Annotated in this window: 25 protein-coding genes and 1 pseudogene; 13 read left to right on the top strand and 13 right to left on the bottom strand. The window is 69.4% G+C overall.

Annotation, left to right across the window (positions count from 1 at the left end; genetic code table 11):
• The first annotated feature begins 21 nt into the window (after positions 1–21).
• Positions 22–579 carry a helix-turn-helix transcriptional regulator gene (locus O3597_RS07515; protein ID WP_281603624.1) on the top strand — a complete coding sequence of 186 codons (558 nt, stop codon included), beginning with the start codon at positions 22–24 and terminating at the stop codon, positions 577–579.
• A gap of 29 nt (positions 580–608) precedes the next feature.
• Here O3597_RS07515 and O3597_RS07510 read toward each other — a convergent pair whose 3' ends face one another.
• Positions 609–803 carry a helix-hairpin-helix domain-containing protein gene (locus O3597_RS07510; protein WP_164447992.1) on the bottom strand — a complete coding sequence of 65 codons (195 nt, stop codon included), beginning with the start codon at positions 801–803 and terminating at the stop codon, positions 609–611.
• 180 nt (positions 804–983) lie between these two features.
• On the bottom strand, positions 984–1592 hold the full coding sequence (locus O3597_RS07505; RefSeq protein ID WP_281604499.1) for a histidine phosphatase family protein: 609 nt from the start codon (positions 1590–1592) through the stop codon (positions 984–986).
• 178 nt (positions 1593–1770) lie between these two features.
• Between O3597_RS07505 and O3597_RS07500 the strand changes: the two genes are divergently transcribed.
• The gene (locus O3597_RS07500) at positions 1771–2718 is read left to right on the top strand and encodes a hypothetical protein (protein WP_281603623.1); all 948 of its coding nucleotides are present in this window, start codon (positions 1771–1773) and stop codon (positions 2716–2718) included.
• 53 nt (positions 2719–2771) lie between these two features.
• Here the strand turns inward: O3597_RS07500 and O3597_RS07495 are convergent, their stop codons facing one another.
• Positions 2772–3059, bottom strand: coding sequence for a DUF2277 domain-containing protein (locus O3597_RS07495; RefSeq protein ID WP_281603622.1), 288 nt, complete (start codon positions 3057–3059; stop codon positions 2772–2774).
• Between the two features lie 146 nt (positions 3060–3205).
• On the opposite strand from O3597_RS07495, the gene O3597_RS07490 reads away from it, so the two are divergent.
• Positions 3206–3613 (top strand): hypothetical protein, encoded by a 408-nt coding sequence (locus tag O3597_RS07490; protein WP_281603621.1) that lies wholly within the window; start codon positions 3206–3208, stop codon positions 3611–3613.
• Positions 3614–3693: 80 nt separating this feature from the next.
• On the opposite strand, the gene O3597_RS07485 is transcribed toward O3597_RS07490, so the two are convergent.
• Positions 3694–4722 carry an alpha/beta hydrolase gene (locus tag O3597_RS07485; protein ID WP_281603620.1) on the bottom strand — a complete coding sequence of 343 codons (1029 nt, stop codon included), beginning with the start codon at positions 4720–4722 and terminating at the stop codon, positions 3694–3696.
• On the opposite strand from O3597_RS07485, the gene O3597_RS07480 reads away from it, so the two are divergent.
• The gene (locus O3597_RS07480; protein WP_164447998.1) at positions 4697–5644 is read left to right on the top strand and encodes a WYL domain-containing protein; all 948 of its coding nucleotides are present in this window, start codon (positions 4697–4699) and stop codon (positions 5642–5644) included. The two genes, O3597_RS07485 and O3597_RS07480, sit on opposite strands and share 26 nt — an antisense overlap.
• A gap of 207 nt (positions 5645–5851) precedes the next feature.
• Here O3597_RS07480 and O3597_RS07475 read toward each other — a convergent pair whose 3' ends face one another.
• From O3597_RS07475 to O3597_RS07465, 3 genes are all read right to left on the bottom strand, one after another.
• Complete coding sequence (locus O3597_RS07475) at positions 5852–6316, bottom strand: hypothetical protein (protein ID WP_281603619.1); 465 nt, start codon at positions 6314–6316, stop codon at positions 5852–5854.
• A 114-nt stretch (positions 6317–6430) separates the two neighbouring features.
• Positions 6431–7090, bottom strand: a complete 660-nt coding sequence (locus O3597_RS07470) for a class I SAM-dependent methyltransferase (protein WP_164448000.1) — start codon at positions 7088–7090, stop codon at positions 6431–6433.
• Between the two features lie 28 nt (positions 7091–7118).
• Positions 7119–7502, bottom strand: a complete 384-nt coding sequence (locus tag O3597_RS07465) for a VOC family protein (protein WP_281603618.1) — start codon at positions 7500–7502, stop codon at positions 7119–7121.
• 409 nt (positions 7503–7911) lie between these two features.
• On the opposite strand from O3597_RS07465, the gene O3597_RS07460 reads away from it, so the two are divergent.
• The 4 genes and pseudogenes from O3597_RS07460 to O3597_RS07445 all read left to right on the top strand — a co-directional run bounded on the left by O3597_RS07460 (position 7912) and on the right by O3597_RS07445 (position 10043).
• Positions 7912–8214, top strand: a complete 303-nt coding sequence (locus O3597_RS07460; RefSeq protein ID WP_281603617.1) for a hypothetical protein — start codon at positions 7912–7914, stop codon at positions 8212–8214.
• A 64-nt stretch (positions 8215–8278) separates the two neighbouring features.
• Positions 8279–8719 carry a hypothetical protein gene (locus O3597_RS07455; RefSeq protein WP_281603616.1) on the top strand — a complete coding sequence of 147 codons (441 nt, stop codon included), beginning with the start codon at positions 8279–8281 and terminating at the stop codon, positions 8717–8719.
• 175 nt (positions 8720–8894) lie between these two features.
• Positions 8895–9062 (top strand): annotated as a pseudogene (locus O3597_RS07450) (methionine adenosyltransferase domain-containing protein); the annotation flags it as partial.
• Between the two features lie 138 nt (positions 9063–9200).
• Positions 9201–10043 carry a LysR family transcriptional regulator substrate-binding protein gene (locus tag O3597_RS07445; protein WP_281603615.1) on the top strand — a complete coding sequence of 281 codons (843 nt, stop codon included), beginning with the start codon at positions 9201–9203 and terminating at the stop codon, positions 10041–10043.
• Positions 10044–10055: 12 nt separating this feature from the next.
• Here the strand turns inward: O3597_RS07445 and O3597_RS07440 are convergent, their stop codons facing one another.
• Positions 10056–10481: a helix-turn-helix domain-containing protein gene (locus O3597_RS07440; RefSeq protein ID WP_164448004.1), complete on the bottom strand. Its 426-nt coding sequence runs from the start codon at positions 10479–10481 to the stop codon at positions 10056–10058.
• A 143-nt stretch (positions 10482–10624) separates the two neighbouring features.
• On the opposite strand from O3597_RS07440, the gene O3597_RS07435 reads away from it, so the two are divergent.
• Positions 10625–11137, top strand: a complete 513-nt coding sequence (locus tag O3597_RS07435) for an SRPBCC domain-containing protein (RefSeq protein WP_281603614.1) — start codon at positions 10625–10627, stop codon at positions 11135–11137.
• Between the two features lie 103 nt (positions 11138–11240).
• On the opposite strand, the gene O3597_RS07430 is transcribed toward O3597_RS07435, so the two are convergent.
• From O3597_RS07430 to O3597_RS07410, 5 genes are read right to left on the bottom strand one after another with little or no spacing between them, the layout of a single operon-like run.
• Positions 11241–11816: a hypothetical protein gene (locus O3597_RS07430; RefSeq protein ID WP_216592239.1), complete on the bottom strand. Its 576-nt coding sequence runs from the start codon at positions 11814–11816 to the stop codon at positions 11241–11243.
• Positions 11813–13153 carry a hypothetical protein gene (locus O3597_RS07425; RefSeq protein WP_281603613.1) on the bottom strand — a complete coding sequence of 447 codons (1341 nt, stop codon included), beginning with the start codon at positions 13151–13153 and terminating at the stop codon, positions 11813–11815. Before O3597_RS07425 ends, O3597_RS07430 begins: the two co-directional genes overlap by 4 nt.
• Positions 13150–13956 (bottom strand): ABC transporter ATP-binding protein, encoded by an 807-nt coding sequence (locus tag O3597_RS07420; RefSeq protein ID WP_164448009.1) that lies wholly within the window; start codon positions 13954–13956, stop codon positions 13150–13152. The genes O3597_RS07425 and O3597_RS07420 overlap by 4 nt, the downstream gene beginning before the upstream one ends.
• Before the next feature lie 14 nt (positions 13957–13970).
• Positions 13971–14777, bottom strand: a complete 807-nt coding sequence (locus tag O3597_RS07415; protein WP_164448010.1) for a zf-HC2 domain-containing protein — start codon at positions 14775–14777, stop codon at positions 13971–13973.
• Entirely contained in the window at positions 14774–15313 is a 540-nt protein-coding gene (locus O3597_RS07410) for a sigma-70 family RNA polymerase sigma factor (RefSeq protein ID WP_164448011.1), read from the bottom strand. The genes O3597_RS07415 and O3597_RS07410 overlap by 4 nt, the downstream gene beginning before the upstream one ends.
• A 223-nt stretch (positions 15314–15536) precedes the next feature.
• On the opposite strand from O3597_RS07410, the gene O3597_RS07405 reads away from it, so the two are divergent.
• From O3597_RS07405 to O3597_RS07390, 4 genes are all read left to right on the top strand, one after another.
• Positions 15537–16295: an alpha/beta hydrolase gene (locus O3597_RS07405; protein ID WP_281603612.1), complete on the top strand. Its 759-nt coding sequence runs from the start codon at positions 15537–15539 to the stop codon at positions 16293–16295.
• A gap of 29 nt (positions 16296–16324) precedes the next feature.
• On the top strand, positions 16325–17143 hold the full coding sequence (locus O3597_RS07400) for a VOC family protein (RefSeq protein WP_281603611.1): 819 nt from the start codon (positions 16325–16327) through the stop codon (positions 17141–17143).
• Between the two features lie 226 nt (positions 17144–17369).
• Entirely contained in the window at positions 17370–17753 is a 384-nt protein-coding gene (locus tag O3597_RS07395; RefSeq protein WP_281603610.1) for a dienelactone hydrolase family protein, read from the top strand.
• Positions 17754–18029: 276 nt separating this feature from the next.
• On the top strand, positions 18030–19475 hold the full coding sequence (locus tag O3597_RS07390; protein ID WP_281603609.1) for an Nramp family divalent metal transporter: 1446 nt from the start codon (positions 18030–18032) through the stop codon (positions 19473–19475).
• The last annotated feature ends 74 nt before the right edge of the window (positions 19476–19549 follow it).

Raw genomic sequence — 19549 nt, 5'->3', positions numbered from 1 at the left:
AAGGCGTGGCATGCTGGGGGTATGACCGACCGCAGTGACGTGGAGCATCTGGCGCGCACCCGGCTGCGAAGCATCCGCACCACGCTCGGCTACTCCCTCGACGAACTCGCCGAACGCACCAACCTCAGCCCGTCGACGATCAGCCGGGTCGAAACGGGCAAGCGCACACTCAGCCTCGACGTGCTGGTGCCGCTGGCCAACGCGCTACAGATCAGCCTCGACGTCCTGTTCGAGGCGACCAGCGACGAGGACGTGGTGATCCGTCCCGTGCAGCACCGTTCGGGTTCGCGCACCACCTGGCCGCTGAGCCGCGTCGACGGGCGCACCATGGCGATGAAGGTCCGGTTGGAGCCCGAGGCGACGATGCCGGCCCAGCGGGTCCATCCGGGGTACGACTGGTTCCTGGTCCTCGACGGCAGGGTGCTGCTGTGGCTCGGCGAGCGGCGGATCGAGGTCGGAAAGGGCGAAGCGGCCGAGTTCTCGACGATGACGCCCCACTCGATGACAGCGCTCGACGAGCCGGCCGAGCTGATCGTGATCTTCGACCGCGAGGGCCAGCGCGCACATCTGCACCAGTGAGCGCGAACCGGGCAGGGGGGTGCCTCGCGTCAGCTAAGCCCCAGATTGTGCTGTTCGAGGGCGGCCTCGATGATGTCCAGTGCCTTCGGCCCCACGCCGTGCAACCTGGCGAGCTCCGCACGGGGCGCACCGGCGAGCTGGCGTAGGGCCGTGTAGCCGGCGGCGTTCAGCGCCCGCGTCGCGGGTGCGCCGATCTTCGGCAGGGCGTCAAGGGACGATTCCACCGCTCGATGCTAGACCGCCGATCCCACTCGGGATCGACCCGTCGCGGCAATCCGGACACGGTTCTGCGGCAGCCGTGCGCCCCGAACCGGAACCCCGCATCGACGACCATGGCGAAGGTGCCGGTCGGAACGCCAACCTGGCCGGCGTCGCCCAGGCCGGAATGCGGTCGATTCCGGGCCTCACGCCAGGTGCTGGGTGTCGTTGAGTTGGACGATCCAGCGGTTGTGAAAGTAATCGTCCTCGCGCAGGTGGGTGATGCCGCCAGCAGAGAAGCGGATGCCCACCAGACCCGCCGCGCCGATGGGCATGCCGATCCAGGCCGCGAGCAGGAACGTGGCCGTTCCCCCGTGGGTCACCACAACCTGATGCTCCACCTTCGACCGTAGGATCCCCTCCAGCGCGGCGTAGGCCCGTACGGCCAGCTCCCATTTCGTCTCCGCGCCGGATATGCCCTCGTCATGACGCATCCGCTCACCGGTGGCGGGCGGCGGCACGAACCGTCCGTCCAGCCACGCCTGCGGGCGTCCTCCGGCTTCACCGTACGATTTCTCACGGAGGTCGGCGTCCAGCACCACGCTCGATCCGAGCCGTTCACCGATCGTCTCCGCTGTCCGCCGGGCACGTAGCAAGTCGGACGAGAACACCTCGACGCCGGCAGCAGACGACAACCGGTCGGCGGGCACCTGCGCGATCAGGTCAGCGTGCGCGCGGCCCCGGGCAGTCAGGTCAGAGTCGAACCACCCACCGACCAGTCCATCGACGTGGTGTGTCGCCTCTGGGTGCGTCACGACGTACAGGTCCCTCACTCGGCCTCCTGCTCGGCATCAGGGGATTTCTGCCCCATCCCGACGTCCGGCGCTATTCAGAATCCCACCCCTCCGGTAGCCGCCGACCGGTCCCCCGCGACTGCGCCGGCCGGATGAACCGCCAACTGTGCCCTTGCACCGCTGTCGTCAGATGGGTGGTGTGGCTGACGACATCGAACAACGGCTGGCTTCGGCCGCCGAAGCACTCTGTGAGTACGAGATGACCACCCGGCGTAGTGCGGAGCTGCGCCGGCGCATGGAGGAGGTGACCGCGCAGCTCGCCGCGTTGCGCGCACGGCACGCCCGCGAGCGGGAGGACGTCGAGCGGTTGGAGGGTCTGTCCCTGACCCGGGTGCTGGTCTCGTTGCGCGGTGCCCGTGGCGACACGCTGGCGCGTGAACGTGCGGAAGCCGAGGCCGCACGCTATCGGGTGGCTGAGGCCGAGGGCCGGCTTGAGGCGATACGGCGGGAGCACAGCGCGGCGGAGGCGCGGCTGCGTCAGCTCGCCGGGGCGCCGAACACCTATGCCGCCGTACTCGACGACAAGGAGCGACACCTGGCCGACTCCGGGGATCCGCGCCGTGCCCCACTGTTGGAACTGGCTGCCGAGCGGGGCCGGCTCACCAGTGAGACGCAGGAGGTGACCGAGGCCATGCAGGCCGCGCACACCGCTTCGCGCGCCCTGTCCCGGGTACGGGACAAGCTCGGTAACGCGTCCGGATGGTCGACCTACGACACGTTCTTCGGCGGCGGTGCGATCAGCAGCGCGATCAAACACTCCCGGCTGGATGAGGCGGCACAGGCCGCAGCCCATGCCGATCGTTGCCTCGCCGTGCTGCGCACCGAACTCGCCGACGTCCCAGGGGTGACGCTGACGGCTCCGCAGCTGGCAGTAGACGGCCTGACCCGGTTCGTCGACGTCTGGTTCGACAACATCTTCACCGACCTCGCGGTACGAGATCGGATCAAGCAGGCCGAGCAGAACGTCGCCCGGTCCATGCAACTGGTGCGCGACGTGCAAGCCCGGCTGGAGCAACGGGCAACCCAGGTACGCGCCAGACTCGCCACGATCGACACCGAACGCCGCAATCTTCTCACCCGACAGTAGGCGGCTCGGCGCACCCGACGGCTTTCCTGACCGGCAGCTACCTTCGGCGCCGGTCAGCGCGAGGCGGTCGATTGAGACCCGTACCGTTCGGCCGCGCGCGCCTTGGCCTTGGCCGCCTCCACCTCGCGGTCCCGTGGAGGCGCCTTCGTGACCAAGCTGTCCATTAGTGTCCGGGTGGCCGCCGTGACGGCGCGGACCGCCTCACCGAACGCCTCCTCGTTGGCCGCTGAGGGCCGGGTCGTGCCGCTGACCTTGCGCACGTACTGGAGGGCGGCGGCTTCGATCTCATCGTCGGTCACCGGCGGTTCGAAGTTGTGAAGCACGCGTATGTTTCTGCACATGCCCCTACCATGCCACGCAGCTCCACCTGGCTGGCCTCGTCGCTCGGCCCGCCGATGACCACTGTCGGCCGCGGTCTGGTGTCGGACCCGGGCACGACGTGGGTACGCGAGGGAGGCTCCCCATCGCGGTTCGCTAGCGTGTCGCCGTGAACGACACAGCACGGCTGATCAGTAGGAGTTGCACGACTGGATGGGGCGATTGGATCCATGGTGAGCTGTGGTTGCTGCCACGTCATCTGGTGCGACGCCGGCTGACCCTTCGTGAGTCACGAGCCAACAAGAACGGCCGTACCGTCCCCGTTCCGCTGCCCGAGGTGCCGGCGTCGTCCTTGGCTCTGCGAGACATCACGTCCGCGCACCGGACCAACAAGGTGATCCCACTCGATGAGGTAGCTGAGGCCCGGCTTCACCGCGGGATCCTGACGGATCGGCTGGCGCTGAAGATGGGTGACGGCAGCCGCCACAAGTTGCTGTGGCTGAAGGTTGATCCGGCACACGAGATCCTCGACACCACACTGGGGCACCTTCTAGGTGCCCGCTTCACGCGAGATTGAGCCGAAGCGCGGGCCCCTGAACCGCCCCGGATCTTGTATAGACTCCACAGAACCCGGGGCGCTTCAGATCTCCTGCTGCGCTAGACGACACCCCGCTGGTCCAGCCACTTGAGGATAATTTGGTTCGTTTCTTCCGGCTTTTCCTGCTGGATCCAATGACCGCAGTCCAGACTGACCACGTCCACATTCGGCACGAATTGTGGCAGTCTTTCAGACCTCGCGACCGGGTCGCGGTCGCCGTAGATCATGAGGGTGGGCTGCCGGATGATGGGGTCCACGTCCGCCAGCAACCGCCAGTTGCGGTCCAGGTTGCGGTACCAGTTGATTCCGCCCGTGAACCCTGTTGACTCGAAGGCGGCGACGAAGACGGCCAGTTCGCTGTCGCTCATGATGGGTTCACCGAGTGGGGTTTCCATTCTGGCGAGGTTGATCAATGCGTTGCCCGGCTGCGGCCCCGCGGGGGGCACGTCCTTCCGGTACAGGTTCCGCAGGAACTGGAACGTGTTCTCCTCGAACACGGCGTCCGCGACGCCCGGCTGCCGGTTGAAGTGGACGAAATAGAAGTCGCTACCGAGCACATCCTCCATGACCTCGATCCAGGGTCTGTCGCCGCGCTCTAGGTACGGCAGGCTCAGGTTGATCACCTTGTCGACCCGATGCGGATGCAACAGGGTCAGGCCCCAGACGACGGCCGCGCCCCAGTCATGGCCGACGAAGGTGGCATCGTCGTATCCGTAGTAATCGAGCAGTGCGACGAGGTCGCCCGACAGGTGTGCGATGTCGTAGTCGGTCACCTCGGTCGGGCGGGACGAGCCGCCGTAACCCCGCTGGTTCGGAACGATGACGTGAAAGCCCGCAGCCGCGAGGGCGGGCATCTGATGGCGCCAGGAGAAGGCGTGCTCCGGCCAGCCGTGACACAGCACGACGGGGTTCCCCGCGTTCTGCCGACCGGCTTCGAACACCTCCAGTTCCACACCGTTGACCGAAACACGGGTGGGCTCGGGAAAGTCGGTTGTCATGCCGGCATCCTGCCCACCGAAACCGGTCACCTCCTGACCGGTTTTTCCTGCCAGAGTTGTCCGAGTGCGCGCCGACCGCTTGATGGCCATCCTCCTGCTGCTGCAACATCGCGAGCAGGTGACCGCAGCGGAGGTCGCCCGGGAGTTGGAGATCTCCGAGCGCACCGCCCGCCGCGACCTCGACGCCCTGGGCATGGCCGGCGTCCCGGTGTACTCCATCCAGGGCCGAGGTGGCGGCTGGCGCCTCGTGGGCGGCGCCCGTACCGACCTGTCCGGGTTGACCGCGAGGGAGGCCCGCGCCCTGTTCCTGGTCGCCGGCCCGGCCTCGGCGGCGACGCCGGCCGTGAAAGCGGCGCTGCGCAAGCTCGTCCGGGCCCTACCGGAACCCTTCCGGGTACAGGCCGAGGCGGCAGCCTCGTCGCTCGTCCTGGACCCGCGACGATGGGGAGCGAGCCGGATCGAGCCCCGACCACCCCGCTTCCTCGACGCGCTCCAGGACGCGGTGATCCGCGGCGTCCAGGTCCGGCTCGGCTACGTCGACCGCGAAGGCACCGAAACCGAGCGCACCGTGCACCCGCTGGGCATCGTCGCCAAGGGCCCGTCGTGGTACCTCGTCGCCGACACCGAGGCCGGTCGGCGGACCTTCCGGATCGACCGCGTGTCGTCCGCCGACCCGACCTGTGACCCCGTGCGCCGGCCGGAGGACTTCGACCTCGCCGCAAGCTGGCGCGCGATCGCCGACGACGTCGACCGAAAACGAACACCTCTCGAAGCCCGGGCGGTGTGCGCGCCCGAGGCGATAGGCATACTCCGGATGGGATTCGGCGGTCGGCTCGAAGTCGGGGGCGCCACGACCGACGGCCGCATCGAGGTCGTGATCCGCGGCAACGACGAACACACACTCGCTGGCGAGCTTGCCGGGCTCGTCGAATGGATCGAAGTCACCAGCCCTCCGGCTGTGCGAGGCCACCTGGCCTCGATCGGCAACGCACTCGTCGAGCGATACAGCTGAGACCGGCAGCGCCGCCGTACGGCAGGACGCCGACCCGGGTTGACTCGATCGCCATGCCGACCATGAGGGCGGCGACGACGCCCGCCACCCCCACCGAAACGGTGAGAGTACGGCGCCCTGGGCGGCGCACCGCAGCGTACGGCTGCAACAGAAGAGCATGCGTCCGCCGCCCGGCATGAACGGCTGTAGCCTGCCAGGGATTCCTTCTCAGAGCTCATCCAGAAGCAGAGCGCCCTGTGGTGAGTAGAAGTAGGTGCGCATGTGCCGCGCCCAGTCTTCGATCTTCGGATCCTCCGCGTGCAACAACCATTCGGAGAGCTGCGCGTGCTCGTCGGTGTACCCGTTCTCCGAGAGCCACCGAAGCGTCTCGTGCCGCCCGGCTCCGAAGATGGCCTGGGCGTCGAAGCCGGTGCCCAGGTCCATATCACCGGTGCGGAACTTCGCGGCGTACAGACGGCACGAATCGGCGGGGTCACCGATCAGGAACAGCAGGAAGGCAGCTACGTAGATCTGCTCGTACTCGTCACTCTCGCCACCGTCCGGACCCTCGCGCCAGTCCCTCTCGAGGTCGAAGAGCTCCCGTAGCATCCCGTGGTGGGGACGCGGGTCACCGACGTCCACCATCCGGAGTGCTTCCCGGCGCGAAGCCGGACTCGACAGGTCCACCGACATGGGCACGCGTGCACAGTAGACGAGAACTCCTCGTCCACGTGGGCCGTCCGGAAACAGGATCGCACTGGGCTGCCGACCGCGACGGCGCAGAGCGGACGGTGTCAGATCCGCGCACTACGCGTTCGTGGAGCCGGTCTTGCGGACCAGCATGTACCCGTACGCGGGCTCTGGCTCTTCGGGCGGGGTGCTGCCCTGGAAGACCAGGGCGAACCCGGCCGCGGTGAACCGGTCCGCCATCTCGCGGGCCGAGAGCCAGTACCGATCGAAGTCGACGCCGAGGCTGCCGACGCGGCTACCGGGACCGTTACGATGCCCGGTGCCGTCGCCGTGCTTGAACGCCGCCACGAGGTAGCCGCCCGGCCGCACGACCCGAGCCAACTCGGCGAACGCCCGTACCCGGGCGTCCGGCGCCAGGAAGATCAACGAGTACCAGCACACCACCCCGGCCAGCGACGCGTCCCCGAACGGCAATTCCCGCAGATCGGCGACCTCGTACTCGAAACCCGGATGCTCCCGCCGCGCCACCTCCACCATGCCTGGCGACAGATCCACCCCGCACGGCGACAGGCCCCGGCCCGCGAGGTACGGAAGGAGTCTCCCGGTGCCGCAGCCCACGTCCGCGACCTCCACACCCACGGTCAAGGTCAGCTCGGCGAACAGGTCGAGCATCGTCCGCTCGACCGGCATGCTCTCCAGCGCCCCGACCAGGTTCTCCGCATACCACTGCGACAGCACGTCGTGCGCGTCCCGCAGTTCCTCCGTACTGGCGTCCATCCCCCGCTGATCCTCCCCGTCCTCAGCGTCAAGCGACACAGAACTCGTTGCCCTCCGGGTCGTGCATGACGACGTGTCCGAGGTCGTCGCCGTACCACTGCTCACTGACCACCGTCGCGCCGGCGGCAACCAGCTCGGGCACTTTCTGCTGGATCAGTCGGGTGCGCTCGGCCATGTCCCAGGGGCCTGGACCGGCCACCCGGATATCGATGTGCATGCGGTTCTTGGCAGACTTGCCCTCGGGTACCTTGAGGAAGCCGATGGCAGGGCCCTGGCCATCCGGGTCGACGATCGAGGCGTTGCCGGGCTCGTCGAAACCGGGTTCCTTGACATAGCCGAGGGCCAGCGCCCAGAAGACGGCGATCCGCTGGGGATCGTCGGCGTCGCAGCCCAAGGTCCAGAAAGTCGCCACGGCGTCAACGTACGCGAGCTATGACACGCTGTCATCGCCTACCACCGAGCGTCCATCTGCACGGCTCGCTGGCAAACGATGGCCTGCGGACTGGAGCGGTTCCAGCTCGACTGAACTTGCCGCACTCTAGCGTCGGGCAACGCACTCAACTCGATGAGCCATGAGCGAGCGTGCATCTCGGCGAGGGCTGCTCGCCGGCCTCGACGTGCACACCAGAGGTTGGGCCTGACCGCCACGATGGCCCCGCTGACCGCGTCGGGCACATTCCGTTCCATCCGGCCACCACCACCTCCTCAGCGAGAGTCGGTCCCGTCCGGGGGCGATCGCCTTGCCCGACCGCGGCCGGGACGGGCAGGCTTGGCAGATGCGTCCGGGGATGGCAAGCCGTCGTCTGCCGGCGCTTCAGCGTATGGTGACGCACCCGGCGGTCTGGCCGGTGCCGGTGATGGCGCTGCTCGTGCTCGTGGCCATGCCGTTCAACGACGCGTTCTACGGCTTCTTCGTCAACTACGACGCGCAGGGTGAGGCGCAGCAGCACGAGCTGCTGCACACCACGCGCATCTTCCGGTACACCTCCGGCGTCCTTTGCGGGCAGGTGTTGGCGTTGCTGGCCGGCGCCGCCCTCGCCGGTCGGAACGCACAGGCGAGGGCGCTGGCGGTGGCCGTACCGCTCTCGGTGCTCCTGGCCGGGGTGGCCGTCGCGGCCGCGTAGCCCGCTCGCCCGGGCTCGCGAGGGCGTCTCCTTCACGACCTCGGCACTCGACGACCCGATCCTGGTGCGGGTCCTCCTGTGCGAGGTGGCCGCCTACCCGCTCTACGCCGCTGCCGGCGTCGGCCTCGGCGCGCTGCTCGGGGGGCGCCTGCGGCGACCCGCGACGCGCTGGCCGCTCATGCTCCTGCTCCTGTTCGGCTGGTTCGTCACCACCATGACGGGACTCCTACAGGACGACCAGTTCGCGGGGCCGGACGCGCTGCTGTGGACCGTCCCACCGATCGCGGCCGGCACGGCGATCGCACTGGCCGGCCTGTCGACGGATGTCTGGGCCGTACCGCCCGTGACGGTGGGCGACTGGGGACGCGGCGCCAGTACTGCCCTGCTGGTGAGCGCCGCCGCGTACGCCCTGGGGTTGAACCTGCTCGCCTGCTGGACCCGTCGCCGGGTGCTCACGCGAACCGACCGGTTCGAACCCGACGGCAACCGGAGCACCCTGGCGTGAGGGCCGCGTCCCGGGGACCGACGCTCGGTACAGGACCCGGCGGACCGGATCTCGTTGCCGGGTCCACACTCTCCGACGAGGCACCGCGTATCGCCTCCTGCTCTTGACCTTGGTGTTCTTGGCTGTCACGCGGTGCCTACGCCGCCGCCATCCGGTGAGCGAGCGGCCGTAGGCAGGAATTGGCATCGACGCCGAGAGGCACCGTCTCTTGCTCAACCCGGCCGGCCGTCTCGAGATCCGTGGCCCGATGGGCGACGCCGGTCTCACCGGCCGCAAGGTCATCGTTGACACGTACGGTGGCTACGCGCGCCACGGTGGCGGAGCGTTCTCCGGCAAGGATCCGCCGGCCGGAAACTGGCCGCGTCGATGGGGATGTGCGGGGTGACGCTCGTGCACGGTCCTCGTCCGTCGGGTGCTCCGGTGGTAGGCCTTGTTCGCGATGCGCCAACTGTGATCCACGTAGATCAGTAGGAAGACGTCGGTGAAGACGTCCGCGCCGACGCCTGCCGGTGAAGTGTTCCAGCACCACGCCCGGATCACACTGATGGAGAGCGACCGGGCGCTGAACGCCGTCCGGGACATCCGTGACGGAACGCTCCGCCGGCCGCTGGCCATCGGCGCGACTCCCGCACTGGCGGCCGGGATCGTGCCCAAAGCGATCCGCCGCCTGCTCGACGAGGCCGGCCCCCTCCGGTGGAGCCTGTCACCCGGACTGAGCGCACAACTGCACGACCAGGTGATCGCTGGCGACCTTGACGTCGCCGTCATCACCGACGCGCCACCCGGTCTACCCAACGATCCGCGTGTCGAACGACGCTTCCTGGGGCTGGACGAAATGGTGGTCGTGCTGCCCGTCGACCATCCGCAGGCCGGGCGCGGTCCGGTCCACATCCGAACCCTTGCCGGCCAGGCCTGGGTCGAGGACAACGACGGCTCGGCCGCGCTGCTGCGCCAGCACGCCGCCCGCGCCGGAGTCGCCACCCGTATCGACCTGACCGCAGCCGACCTACCCGGCAAGATAGCCCTGGTCGCCACCGGCCACGCTATCGCCCTGATACCCGGGATACTGACGTGCGCGCTGCGAACCGACGTCACTACGGTGACACTCGTCGATCCCCCAACCCGTGGCATCTACATGATCACACCACGTCGCGACCCACACCCATCCGCGACGGCGCTGGGCGACCAACTCGTGGTGGCATTCGGCCCGCGCCGACCCGCCCCACTCGCGTCCCCGGCCGAGCCGGCAGGCACCGTTCTCGCTGCTGACGGCGGTCACCCGCACGCCGTCGGAGACGCATCCCGATGGGATGACCCGGTCTGACGGACATCCCGGCTATGGGTATGGCCGGGTGGCGGTGCTCGCGGCGGGCGCCTGGTCGAACTCGTCGCGGTTTCGGGCGATGTCGCTCTGATGGTCTCGGACCCAGCCCACGAGTCCGTCCACCGCTTCACACAGTGAACGGCCGAGTGGCGTCAGGGCATACTCCACCCTCGGGGGCACGTGCGGGTACGCGGTCCTGGTCACCAACCCGTCGCGGGTGAGCCCGCGCAGCGTCTGGCTGAGCATCCGTTGCGAGATGCCGGCGACCTGATCGTGCAGCGCGGTGAAGCGCAGCGGGCCGGGCGCCAGGACCGTGAGGGTCAGCAGCGTCCACTTGTCGCCGACCCGCGCCAGTACGTCACGGACGAGCTCGATCGTCCGCACGCAGTCCGGCGCGACCCCGCGCTGTGCGAGTTCGGCGCCGAGGGAGCTTGTCATGGCTCGTTGTTCCTCGTCCGTCAGTAACTGACTTCAAAGTGCGTATCGGAAAGCCGGACTAAAACCGGTGGACGCACGTTTCTTCTGATCGTAACTGGGTGTGCGGCCACCCTCTCTGTGGCCGTGACAGCGGAAGGAACGGCATGGTCCGACACGACACGTTCACGATCTCGCGGCACCTCGACGCGTCGCCGGACGAGGTCTTCACGGCCTTCGCCGACACCACGGTCAGGCGGCGGTGGTTCCGGCTCCCCGGCCACGCAGCCTCGTACGAGCACGACTTCCGCGTGGGCGGAGGCGAGACGGCCCGCAGTACCTACACCGGGCTGGACACCGCGCCGGAACGGCTGGAGTACCGGTCGCGATACATCGACATCGCCCGTATCCACCGGATCGTCTACGGCTACGAGGCCATCGTCGACGACGAACTGCGTTGGACCTCGCTGGTCACCGTCCAACTCGACGCCGAGACGGACGGAACCCGCCTGCACTGGACCGAACAGGCGGCCTTTGTCGCGTACACGGGGGACGGTAGTACGGACCTGGCGCACCTGCGCGGCGCAAGCGTGCTGCGACTGAACGGCCTCGACGCGGTCCTGCGACCCGGACCTCCGCGTCGGCCGGCGGTGGACATGCGTACTGGATCTCGTGATTGATCGTGCAGCACAACGTTCTCGGGCACGCCTCGTCGGTCGGACCAGTGACGGCCGTGCTCCGGGTCAGGCCGGGGGCGACTCGGCGATCCGCCGGGACGGGTGCTCACCGGCGAGCCCCGAGCACGGCGTGGGTGACCACGCCGACGACGGCGATGGTCGCGGCGCAGGCAGCGGCCGAGGTGGTGGCGGCCGGCTGCAGCATCCAGGTCAGGATCTCCTGGTACAGGTGCCCGCTCGCCGGCCCGGACAGGATCACCACGAGCGTCCACCCGACCGGGAGAAGCCAGGCCCACTGCGCACCCCAGACCGCTCCGACGGCGAGGAGTCCACCGAGCCCGGCGGTGTTCCGGATCATCAGCGCCGCCGTCGCCAGCGGTGCGCCGGTCAGCGCCGGCGCCGCGGCGATGAGCGTCGCGCTGGCCATCACCGCCAGGATGTGCGCGGCGCGGCGCGGCGGCCACGGCAGGGACGCCGTCCGCTCCAACGCGGGATCGGCGCCGGCGAGCCCGGGCCCGAACGCGACGGTGGCGACGAGCGTCGACAACAACGCGACCGCGAGCCTGAGGCGCGACTCCTCGGCCGTCTGGCCCAGCCCCCACAACACGAGTACGCCGGCCGCCGCCGCCCCGGCGGCGGCCGGGACACCCCGGCACCGCAGGTACAACGTGAGCCACCTCATGAGTGGTCACCGACCAGCAGGTCGAGCAGGTTCACCTCGGTGCAGGCCAGCGCCGCCCTGCGTAGCGCGGCGACGCGGTCCCGCTGCTCGGCCGCCGGGAACGCGCGAAGGACCTGCCACGTCTGACGCGCCGCCTCGCCGTCCGGGCCGTCCGGTGGCGCACTGTCGGCCAGCCAGGCGGCCGCGGCCAGCCGGGCGACGCGGTTCGCCCGGGCCACGTCGGGATTTCCGATGGTGTACGCACACGGCCGGGTACCCGCTCCGTCCAGGAGACGCCACCGCAACTCGTCGGGGCTTGCCTTCGCACCACCCCAGGGCGCGAGCTCGAGTTCCACGAGCAGCACATTCCTCGGTCGTGGTGTCGGCTGGGTCTCGTACCAGGATTCGGGTGTTTCGTGGACCGAGGTCGGTGCCTGCGGGAGCTTCGCCGACATCGTCGCGAGCGCCTGCCGCGCCGGATCGCGCAGCTCCGCCAGCGCGCTGGCGTGGACCCGGGTGACACACACCTCGGGCCCCGGTCCGACGCTGCAGACCAGCGCGGCGGCCGCCGCATCGGGTACCGGCAGCCGCTGCCGGCCGTCGGGAAGTATCGCCAGGGCCACCACGGCCGCCACCACGGCGGGCAGGGCCGCCGCCATCCGGGCGGTCCGGGTGGCGCAGAGGAAACTGGCGAGCGCGCTCACCGCCAGTCCGACCAGCCAGACAGTGTGGGCGACGCTGACTCTGCCCAGCACCGTCACGAAGTCGCCCCAGAACCCGAACGGTGACGGAGTCAGCAGATGAACGATCTTCGGCACGTGGGCGTACCCCCGGTCGGTGATAGCGACGAGCGCCACGGTGGCACCGACGACGGCGGTGGCGGGTGGGGTCAGGCGGAACGGGGCGAGCGCCCCGACGGTCATGCCCAGCCAGACGCCGGACACCATCCAGAGCACACCGACCCCGGCTATCACGATGGACTGCCCCGGCAGGTAGCTCGCGTACGCCGCGACCTGGACCGCGCCGCCGACGTACATCAGCACGTAGCCGGCGGCCCCGGCGAGCGCCATCGCCGTGGCTGCCGGTAGCACCCGCTGCCACCGCGGACGGGCGGTCGCCGCGACCAGTTCCTCGGTGCGGCAGCGGCGGTCGCGGCCGGCCTGCCATGCGCCCAGGCCGAGTGCCATGGGCCAGAGGATGAACAGGTACTCCCGCTGCCAGAGCGCCAGCAGCATCCAGCGGCCTCCCCAACCGTCCAGGGCGACATAGAGCAGGGCGGTGCCGACCAGCGCGGCGCCCAGGGCCGTCCACGGCGCCACCGACCGATGGATCTCGATACGCAGGATCCGGCCGGTCATGCGGTGCGCTCCCCCGCCGCGCGGTGCCGGCGCAGCAGCTCGGTGTACCCGCGTTCGGCCGAACTGTCGCCCACCCCTTCGCGGCCCAGTTCCACCAGATCCGCCGGACCACCATCGAACACCAGCCGACCGGCATCCATCAGCACCACGTTCGTGCAGGCAGCGACCACGTCCTCCACCAGGTGGGTGGAGACGACGACACAGGTGTGCTCGCCCAGCTCGCGCAGCAGCGAGCGGAAGGCCATCCGCTGCTCGGGATCGAGACCGACCGTGGGCTCGTCCAGCAGCAGGATCTCCGGATCGTTGACGATCGCCTGCGCGATGCCGGCGCGCCTTACCATCCCACCGGACAGCGTCTTCATGCGTGAGTCGCCACGCTCGGCCAGGCCCACGCGTTCCAACGCACGCTGGACCGCGTCCGGGATGTCGTGCGCCGGCACCTCCTTCAGCCAGGCGAGGTATTCGACGAACTCCCGCACGGTGAACCGGCCGTAGAAGCCGAATTCCTGCGGAAGGTAGCCGATCGACCGGCGCAACGTCCGCAGGTCGGGTCGTGCGTGCACGGGGTGACCGAGTAGTTCGAGCACGCCGCCGGCCGGGCGCGACACGGTCGCGAGTGCCCGCATCAGCGTCGTCTTACCGGCACCGTTGGGCCCGAGCAGCCCGTGCACGCCGTTGCCCATCGACAGGTCGAGGCCGTCGACGGCAAGGCGCCTGCCCGCTCGCACCCGAAGCTCCACCGCCCGGATCGCCCACGCGTACGTCGTCGGCGCCAGGAGGGCGGCACTGATCCCTTTCCTCATTCCGTACCTTCTTCTCATCGGAGCTCCGCGTAACCACTGCGACGAGGCACGAGGACGAGAGCCACCACCACGGTCAGCGCCGCCCAGCCCGGCAGGGCGGCCTCGGTCAGCAGTACCGGTAGCCGGGCGGTGACGATGCTCGGTCCGACGACCACCGTGGCCCAGAGCAACGCCAGGCCCCACGCCGCCCTCGGCAGGCCGACCACCTTGCCGAGCGCCAGCGCACCTGCGGTGAACGCCAGGCAGGGCATCAACCAGCGCGCCGGGGATGCGCCCACCATCCAGCCGGCCACCGCCAGCACCGGGATCACCACCACGAGCACGACCAGGGTTCGTCGCAGCACCATCCCGAGGCCGGCCCGGGCGGTCGCGACGACCAGTTCGTGGGCCGGATCGAGCCGCCCGGTCCAGGCGGTGGCGACCCCGAGCAGCGGCGCGACCGGAGCCAGGAGCACCACCAGCGACGGCGGTGCCACGCCCCGGCCGGCGACCGCCAGGTCGAACCCGAGCGCGACCAGCACCACCAGCACCGTCGTCACGAGCCAGGGAACGAGCACCGGCGTCACCCACCGGACGGACCGCGCAGGCATCCACCGGCGCCGAACAGTCGCCGGCTCCGCGGCGGACAGCGCAGCGTCCACCTTCACCCAGACGGCGGCCAACAGCGCCATCGTGTCACCGTCGCTGGCGTCCGCCAGCCGAGCCCGGCAGTCGGCACACTGCTCCAGGTGCGTCTCCATCGCCCACAGGACATCCGGTGCGATGCCCTGATCACCGGCGGCATAGCGGCCCAGTGCCCGGACCGGGATGTGTGCGCTCACGACAACGCCTCCCGCAGTGCCAGTCGCGCACGACGGGCGCGAGTCTTCACGGTCCCCTCGGGAAGGCCGAGCATGAGCGCGGTCTCCCGGACCGAAAGTCCGTCCAACACCAGGGCGTGCAGCACCTGGCGCAGCTCCGGTGCCAGCCGGCGCAGAGCATCACCCATGTCGTCGTCGATCGCGCCCGCCAGCACCACATCCTCCGCCGCCGGCGAGTCCTCCAGCGCCAGCGGCAGCGGCACCGCCTGGGAATCCCTCGCGCGTCGCCGAAACCCGTCGACGAGCCGCCGCGCGGCGATCGACCACAGCCAGCCGACCGCGCTACCGGCCCTCATGCCCGCGTAGGAGTCGGCGGCTCGCCACACCGCGAGATAGGTCTCCTGAATGACCTCGGCGATCAGGTCGTCGTCCGCGCAGCGACGGCGGAGACGGACGAGCAACCACGGAGATGTCCGGCGGTACAGTTCGTCGAACGCCGCGCCGTCGCCACGCGCGATCCGCCGCAGCAACTCCCCTTCGTCTTCCCTCACGTCCATACAGACGCCAATCACCAAGATCAGGTTCTCGTCATGGGCACCATGCGTAGCCGCCGATCTCGGCTGTCGAGGTGGCGAGAAGCACGCAAAACTGGCGTTATATCCATTTACCCTACTGCTCGCAAGCTCGACCTCCTGGCGGAGAACGGTCCGCGGCGATCAACCATTCAGGATGGACAGCGGCTGGTCTGCGAGATCGAATCTTGCGTGACAGACTGCGATCATGGAAGAGACGCCGAGCTTCCTCCGCCCCTTCGTGCTGAACCCACCCGATCACCACGCGGAGCGGGAGGCGAACCTCGACTGGTACGTGCCGGATGGCGACGTGCCACGCCCCGCGGTGATCCTCGTTCATGGGGGCCCGATACCGCCCGACATGAACCCGACCCCGCGTGACTGGCCGGTCTACCGCGGCTACGGCTCTCTGCTCGCCTCCCTCGGCCCGGTCGCGGTGACCGCCGAGCATCGGCTCCAGGTGGTTGTCGGCCCGGACGGTCCCTTCGCGGACTACGCCACGGCGGCCCAGGACGTCGCCGATGCGGTAGAGCGGGTACGTGCGGACCCGCGCGTCGACCCGGAGCGGATCGCGCTCTGGTTCTTCTCCGGCGGCGGGCTGCTGAGCACCGACTGGCTCCGCGATCGGCCGGAGTGGCTGCGCGCAGTCGCCCTGACGTACCCGCTGCTGGCGCCGTTGCCGGAGTGGGGCATCGATCCGCGGTTCGCACCCGCTGCGGCGATCGGCGAGGCGGGACGGCCCGTACCGCCGCTTCTGCTCACCCGGGTGGGCCTGGAGCGCCCCTCGTTGTCCGAGCCGGTCGCTGTGTTCCTGAAGGCGGCGGATGACAACGGTGTACCGGTCGACGTGCTCGACGTACCGAACGGGCAGCACGGGTTCGACATGCTCGACCACACCGACGAATCCCGGCAGGCGGTCGAGAAAGCGGCAACCTGGATCACCGAGCGGCTCGGGGGGCAGCGGTAACCGATCCCGACGGGTGCCCGCCGGTCCCGGTGCCGCCGCCCATCGGCCGCGCCAATCGCGGTGGCGCTTTTACGCTGGTCGTGTCGTGGAGGTGGCCGGGAGTTCGTGTCGGTGGGCTGGGGCAGGATGTGGCCATGACCGTGACAGCTCGCCTGGACCTGGCCATCTTCGACGCCGTTGACATTGACAAGGTCGGCTCGTTCTATGCCGAGTTGGCCGGCTGGGACAGCGTCCGTCAGGATCCCGACCGGTTCGGCGTTCGGACTCCGGACGGTCAGGAGATCGAATTTCAGCGCGCTCCCGACCATGTCGGGCCGCGGTGGCCCGGGCAGGAGCACCCGCAGCAGTTCCACCTGGACCTGCAGACCGACGATCCCCAGGCGCAGGCCGAGCGGGCCGTCGCCCTCGGTGCGGTCCGGCTGGCCGACGGCCCTACCTGGATCACCCTGGCCGACCCGGCCGGTCATCCTTTCGATCTCTGCCAGGCAGACGGCGTCGGGCCGGTGATGAGGCTGTTCGCGGTGACGATCGACGCACCCGACGCGTCTGCACTGGCCCGCTTCTACGCCAGCCTCACCGGCATGGAGGTCACCTACGACGGCCCCGAGGGCGCGCTTGTCGCCGGTGGCGGTAAGAACCTGATGTTCCAGCAGATCAGCGCCTACAACCCGCCCCGCTGGCCAGATCCGGCGTATCCACAGCAAGCCCATCTCGACCTCCTCGTCGACGACCTCGACGCAGGCGAGACCCAGGCACTGGAGCTGGGCGCCCGCCGGCTCCGAGCCGGCGGCGAACGCTTCAGGGTCTTCACAGACCCGGCTGGCCACCCGTTCTGCCTCATCCGTTAGCGCACCGGGACCAGCGCCGTCCGGACGGACCCGGATCCTCACTGCACCACCGCTCGAAGCCCCACCGCCAGCCGGCCAGCACGCGTGGGTTGCGAAGGCACGTAACCCTCAGGGCGGAAATCGCGGGACCCTGGCGGCTCGCGTCGTGCCTCTTCCACTGTTGTCGCGCCTTCGGGTTCGCGGGCTGTCCCTCGTGTCAGGGAGTCGATCATGTGTTTTGCGGCTGATGCCAGTCCGCCGGAACTACCTCAAGAGCGTGTCCGGGCAGTCGCGGGCCGCGACGAACCGTGGGCTTGACCTTGACGCGGTGGTCGGCTTCTACGCCAAGCTCAGCCCCGGCCGGCTGCCCAGGCCCGCTGAACGGGCAGGTAGCATCGGCGTCCCACTGCTCGGTCTGTTCGGCGGGGATGATCCCTCGATCCCCGCTGACGACATTACGCAGTTCGCTATGGCTCTGCGCCAAGCGGGAGTGCGCCACCAGCTGATCACCTACCCGAACGCCCCGCACTCGTTCTTCGACATCTCCTTCGACGAACACCAGCAGGCATGCGGCGATGCCTGGCACCGAGTCCTCGACTTCCTTGAACATCTGCCAGTCTCGCCTCGGTGAGACGATCGGCTGTCAGCACAACACCGGGCTCCGGCATCGCCGCTTGCGCTGTCGTCAGCGTGCGTGGGGGAGCGCCCGGAATGAACCCGGCTCTCCGTGATCACGATCGCTACCTACACCTCATCGCCCTGCAAGCGGACGTGCGAGCTCCTACGGTGGAAGAAAGAGGTCGCCCGTCCGGTCGGACCGCTCCACGTCGCCACACCGGCACACGATGAACAAGGCGGACCGGCAAGGGCAGACCCGTCCCCGATGGTTCAACTCGGAAAGGATGGCATGTACAGGGCAGCAACCCGTGCGACGACCTCCGATCAGCGACTGCGCAGCCAGGCGGCGCCTCCACCGCAGGGGCGGCAGCGGCTACGGTGGTACGGCCCGGGTCTGGTGTGGATGCTGTCGTCAGTCGGCTCCGGATCCGTACTGTTCACCCCACGAATCGGCTCCCGGTACGGCTACGCCCTGGCATGGCTGGCCCTGCTCACCGCGGTCCTCATGTGGGTGATGATCCGGGAGGTGGGGCGCTACACCGTCGCGACCGGCCGCACCATTCTCGACGGCTACCGCGACCTTCCCGGCCCGCGCGACTGGGCGCTGTGGCTCATCTTCGTGCCGCAGCTGGTCGCCGCCGTGGTCACCATCGCGGGTATCGCCGCGCTGGCGGGCAGCGCCCTCATGATCGAACTCCCGGGTGGTCAGGCGGTCTACGCCATCGGCCTGATCGTGCTCTCCTGTCTGCTCGTGGTGAGCGGACGCTACAGCGGGATGGAGAAGGTCACGGCAGCGCTCTCGGCCGTCCTGGTCCTCGCCATCGTCGCGACCGCCGTCAGGGTGCTCCCCTCCCCCGGCACGATGGCGGGCGGGCTGGTGCCTCAGCTGCCCAGCGACTTCGACCTCTACTTCGTACTGCCCTGGATCGGTTTCATCCTGGCTGGCGCGGCGGGCATCATGTGGTACTCGTACTGGGTCGCCTCCCGGGGCTACGGTGGTGCGGTCACCGGAGACGGCCCCGACGCCCGAAACCGCAGCGAGAAGCGCGTCGATCCCGCGGAGCGCGAACGGCGGGTGCACCGCTGGCTCGGCGTGATGGGGCGGGCGGCGGCTCTCGGCGTCGTCGGCGGCGCCTTGATCATCCTGTCCTTCCTGGTGCTGGGCGCCGAGCTGCTGCGACCGCAGGGCATCGTCCCCGAGGGCATCGATGTCGCTCGTGACCTCACCGGCCTGCTCGGCGACGTGTGGGGTGACTGGGGCCGATGGCTGCTGCTCGTGGGCATCGTGATCGCCCTGTGGGGCACGGTCCTGGCGAACCAGGACGGCTGGGGGCGCACCTTCGCCGACGCCACCATCATGATCACCCGCTTGGACAAGGACCAGCCCGCCGCGGCCGGGCGCCTGCTGGCCCAGGTCGGCCGGCGGCTGCGCCTCAACCTGACCGACCGAGAGACACTCAAGAACGCGTACGCGGTGGTGGTCGTCACGGCACTGCTCATCCTGGTGTTTCTCCTGGTACGCCAGCCGGTCGACATCCTGTCCGTGGCAGGAGTCGTCGCGGCGGTGCACACCCCGGTGCTGGTGGTGCTGACACTGCTGCTGAACCGGCGCCATCTGCCGCCCGAGCTGCGGCCCAACGCATTCACCACCACCGCAGCCGGGTTCGCAGCCGTCTGGTATGGAGCGTTCGCTGCTGTCTATCTGCTCAACCTCGCCGGCGTGCAACTCGCCTGACTGTGCCGTGCGGTGAAGCCGCAGTACCCCGCGAGTTCCACTCCCGGCAACCCGCCGGACGGGCCGACGGCAAT

It is taken from the genome of Verrucosispora sp. WMMA2044 (genome assembly GCF_027497155.1).
Taxonomy (GTDB): Bacteria; Actinomycetota; Actinomycetes; order Mycobacteriales; family Micromonosporaceae; genus Micromonospora; species Micromonospora palythoicola.
Note: the sequence above shows the minus strand (reverse complement) of the source record. Positions and strands in the feature narration are given on the sequence as shown.

Bases quoted from the DNA above. Each gene is read 5' to 3' on its own strand.
- O3597_RS07515 (WP_281603624.1), top strand. From the start codon at position 22: ATGACCGACCGCAGTGACGTGGAGCATCTGGCGCGCACCCGGCTGCGA.
- O3597_RS07495 (WP_281603622.1), bottom strand. From the start codon at position 3,059: ATGTGCAGAAACATACGCGTGCTTCACAACTTCGAACCGCCGGTGACC.
- O3597_RS07485 (WP_281603620.1), bottom strand. From the start codon at position 4,722: ATGGCCATCAAGCGGTCGGCGCGCACTCGGACAACTCTGGCAGGAAAA.
- O3597_RS07475 (WP_281603619.1), bottom strand. From the start codon at position 6,316: ATGTCGGTGGACCTGTCGAGTCCGGCTTCGCGCCGGGAAGCACTCCGG.
- O3597_RS07470 (WP_164448000.1), bottom strand. From the start codon at position 7,090: ATGGACGCCAGTACGGAGGAACTGCGGGACGCGCACGACGTGCTGTCG.
- O3597_RS07460 (WP_281603617.1), top strand. From the start codon at position 7,912: ATGGTGACGCACCCGGCGGTCTGGCCGGTGCCGGTGATGGCGCTGCTC.
- O3597_RS07440 (WP_164448004.1), bottom strand. From the start codon at position 10,481: ATGACAAGCTCCCTCGGCGCCGAACTCGCACAGCGCGGGGTCGCGCCG.
- O3597_RS07435 (WP_281603614.1), top strand. From the start codon at position 10,625: ATGGTCCGACACGACACGTTCACGATCTCGCGGCACCTCGACGCGTCG.
- O3597_RS07430 (WP_216592239.1), bottom strand. From the start codon at position 11,816: ATGAGGTGGCTCACGTTGTACCTGCGGTGCCGGGGTGTCCCGGCCGCC.
- O3597_RS07425 (WP_281603613.1), bottom strand. From the start codon at position 13,153: ATGACCGGCCGGATCCTGCGTATCGAGATCCATCGGTCGGTGGCGCCG.
- O3597_RS07420 (WP_164448009.1), bottom strand. From the start codon at position 13,956: ATGAGGAAAGGGATCAGTGCCGCCCTCCTGGCGCCGACGACGTACGCG.
- O3597_RS07410 (WP_164448011.1), bottom strand. From the start codon at position 15,313: ATGGACGTGAGGGAAGACGAAGGGGAGTTGCTGCGGCGGATCGCGCGT.
- O3597_RS07405 (WP_281603612.1), top strand. From the start codon at position 15,537: ATGGAAGAGACGCCGAGCTTCCTCCGCCCCTTCGTGCTGAACCCACCC.
- O3597_RS07395 (WP_281603610.1), top strand. From the start codon at position 17,370: ATGCCAGTCCGCCGGAACTACCTCAAGAGCGTGTCCGGGCAGTCGCGG.
- O3597_RS07390 (WP_281603609.1), top strand. From the start codon at position 18,030: ATGTACAGGGCAGCAACCCGTGCGACGACCTCCGATCAGCGACTGCGC.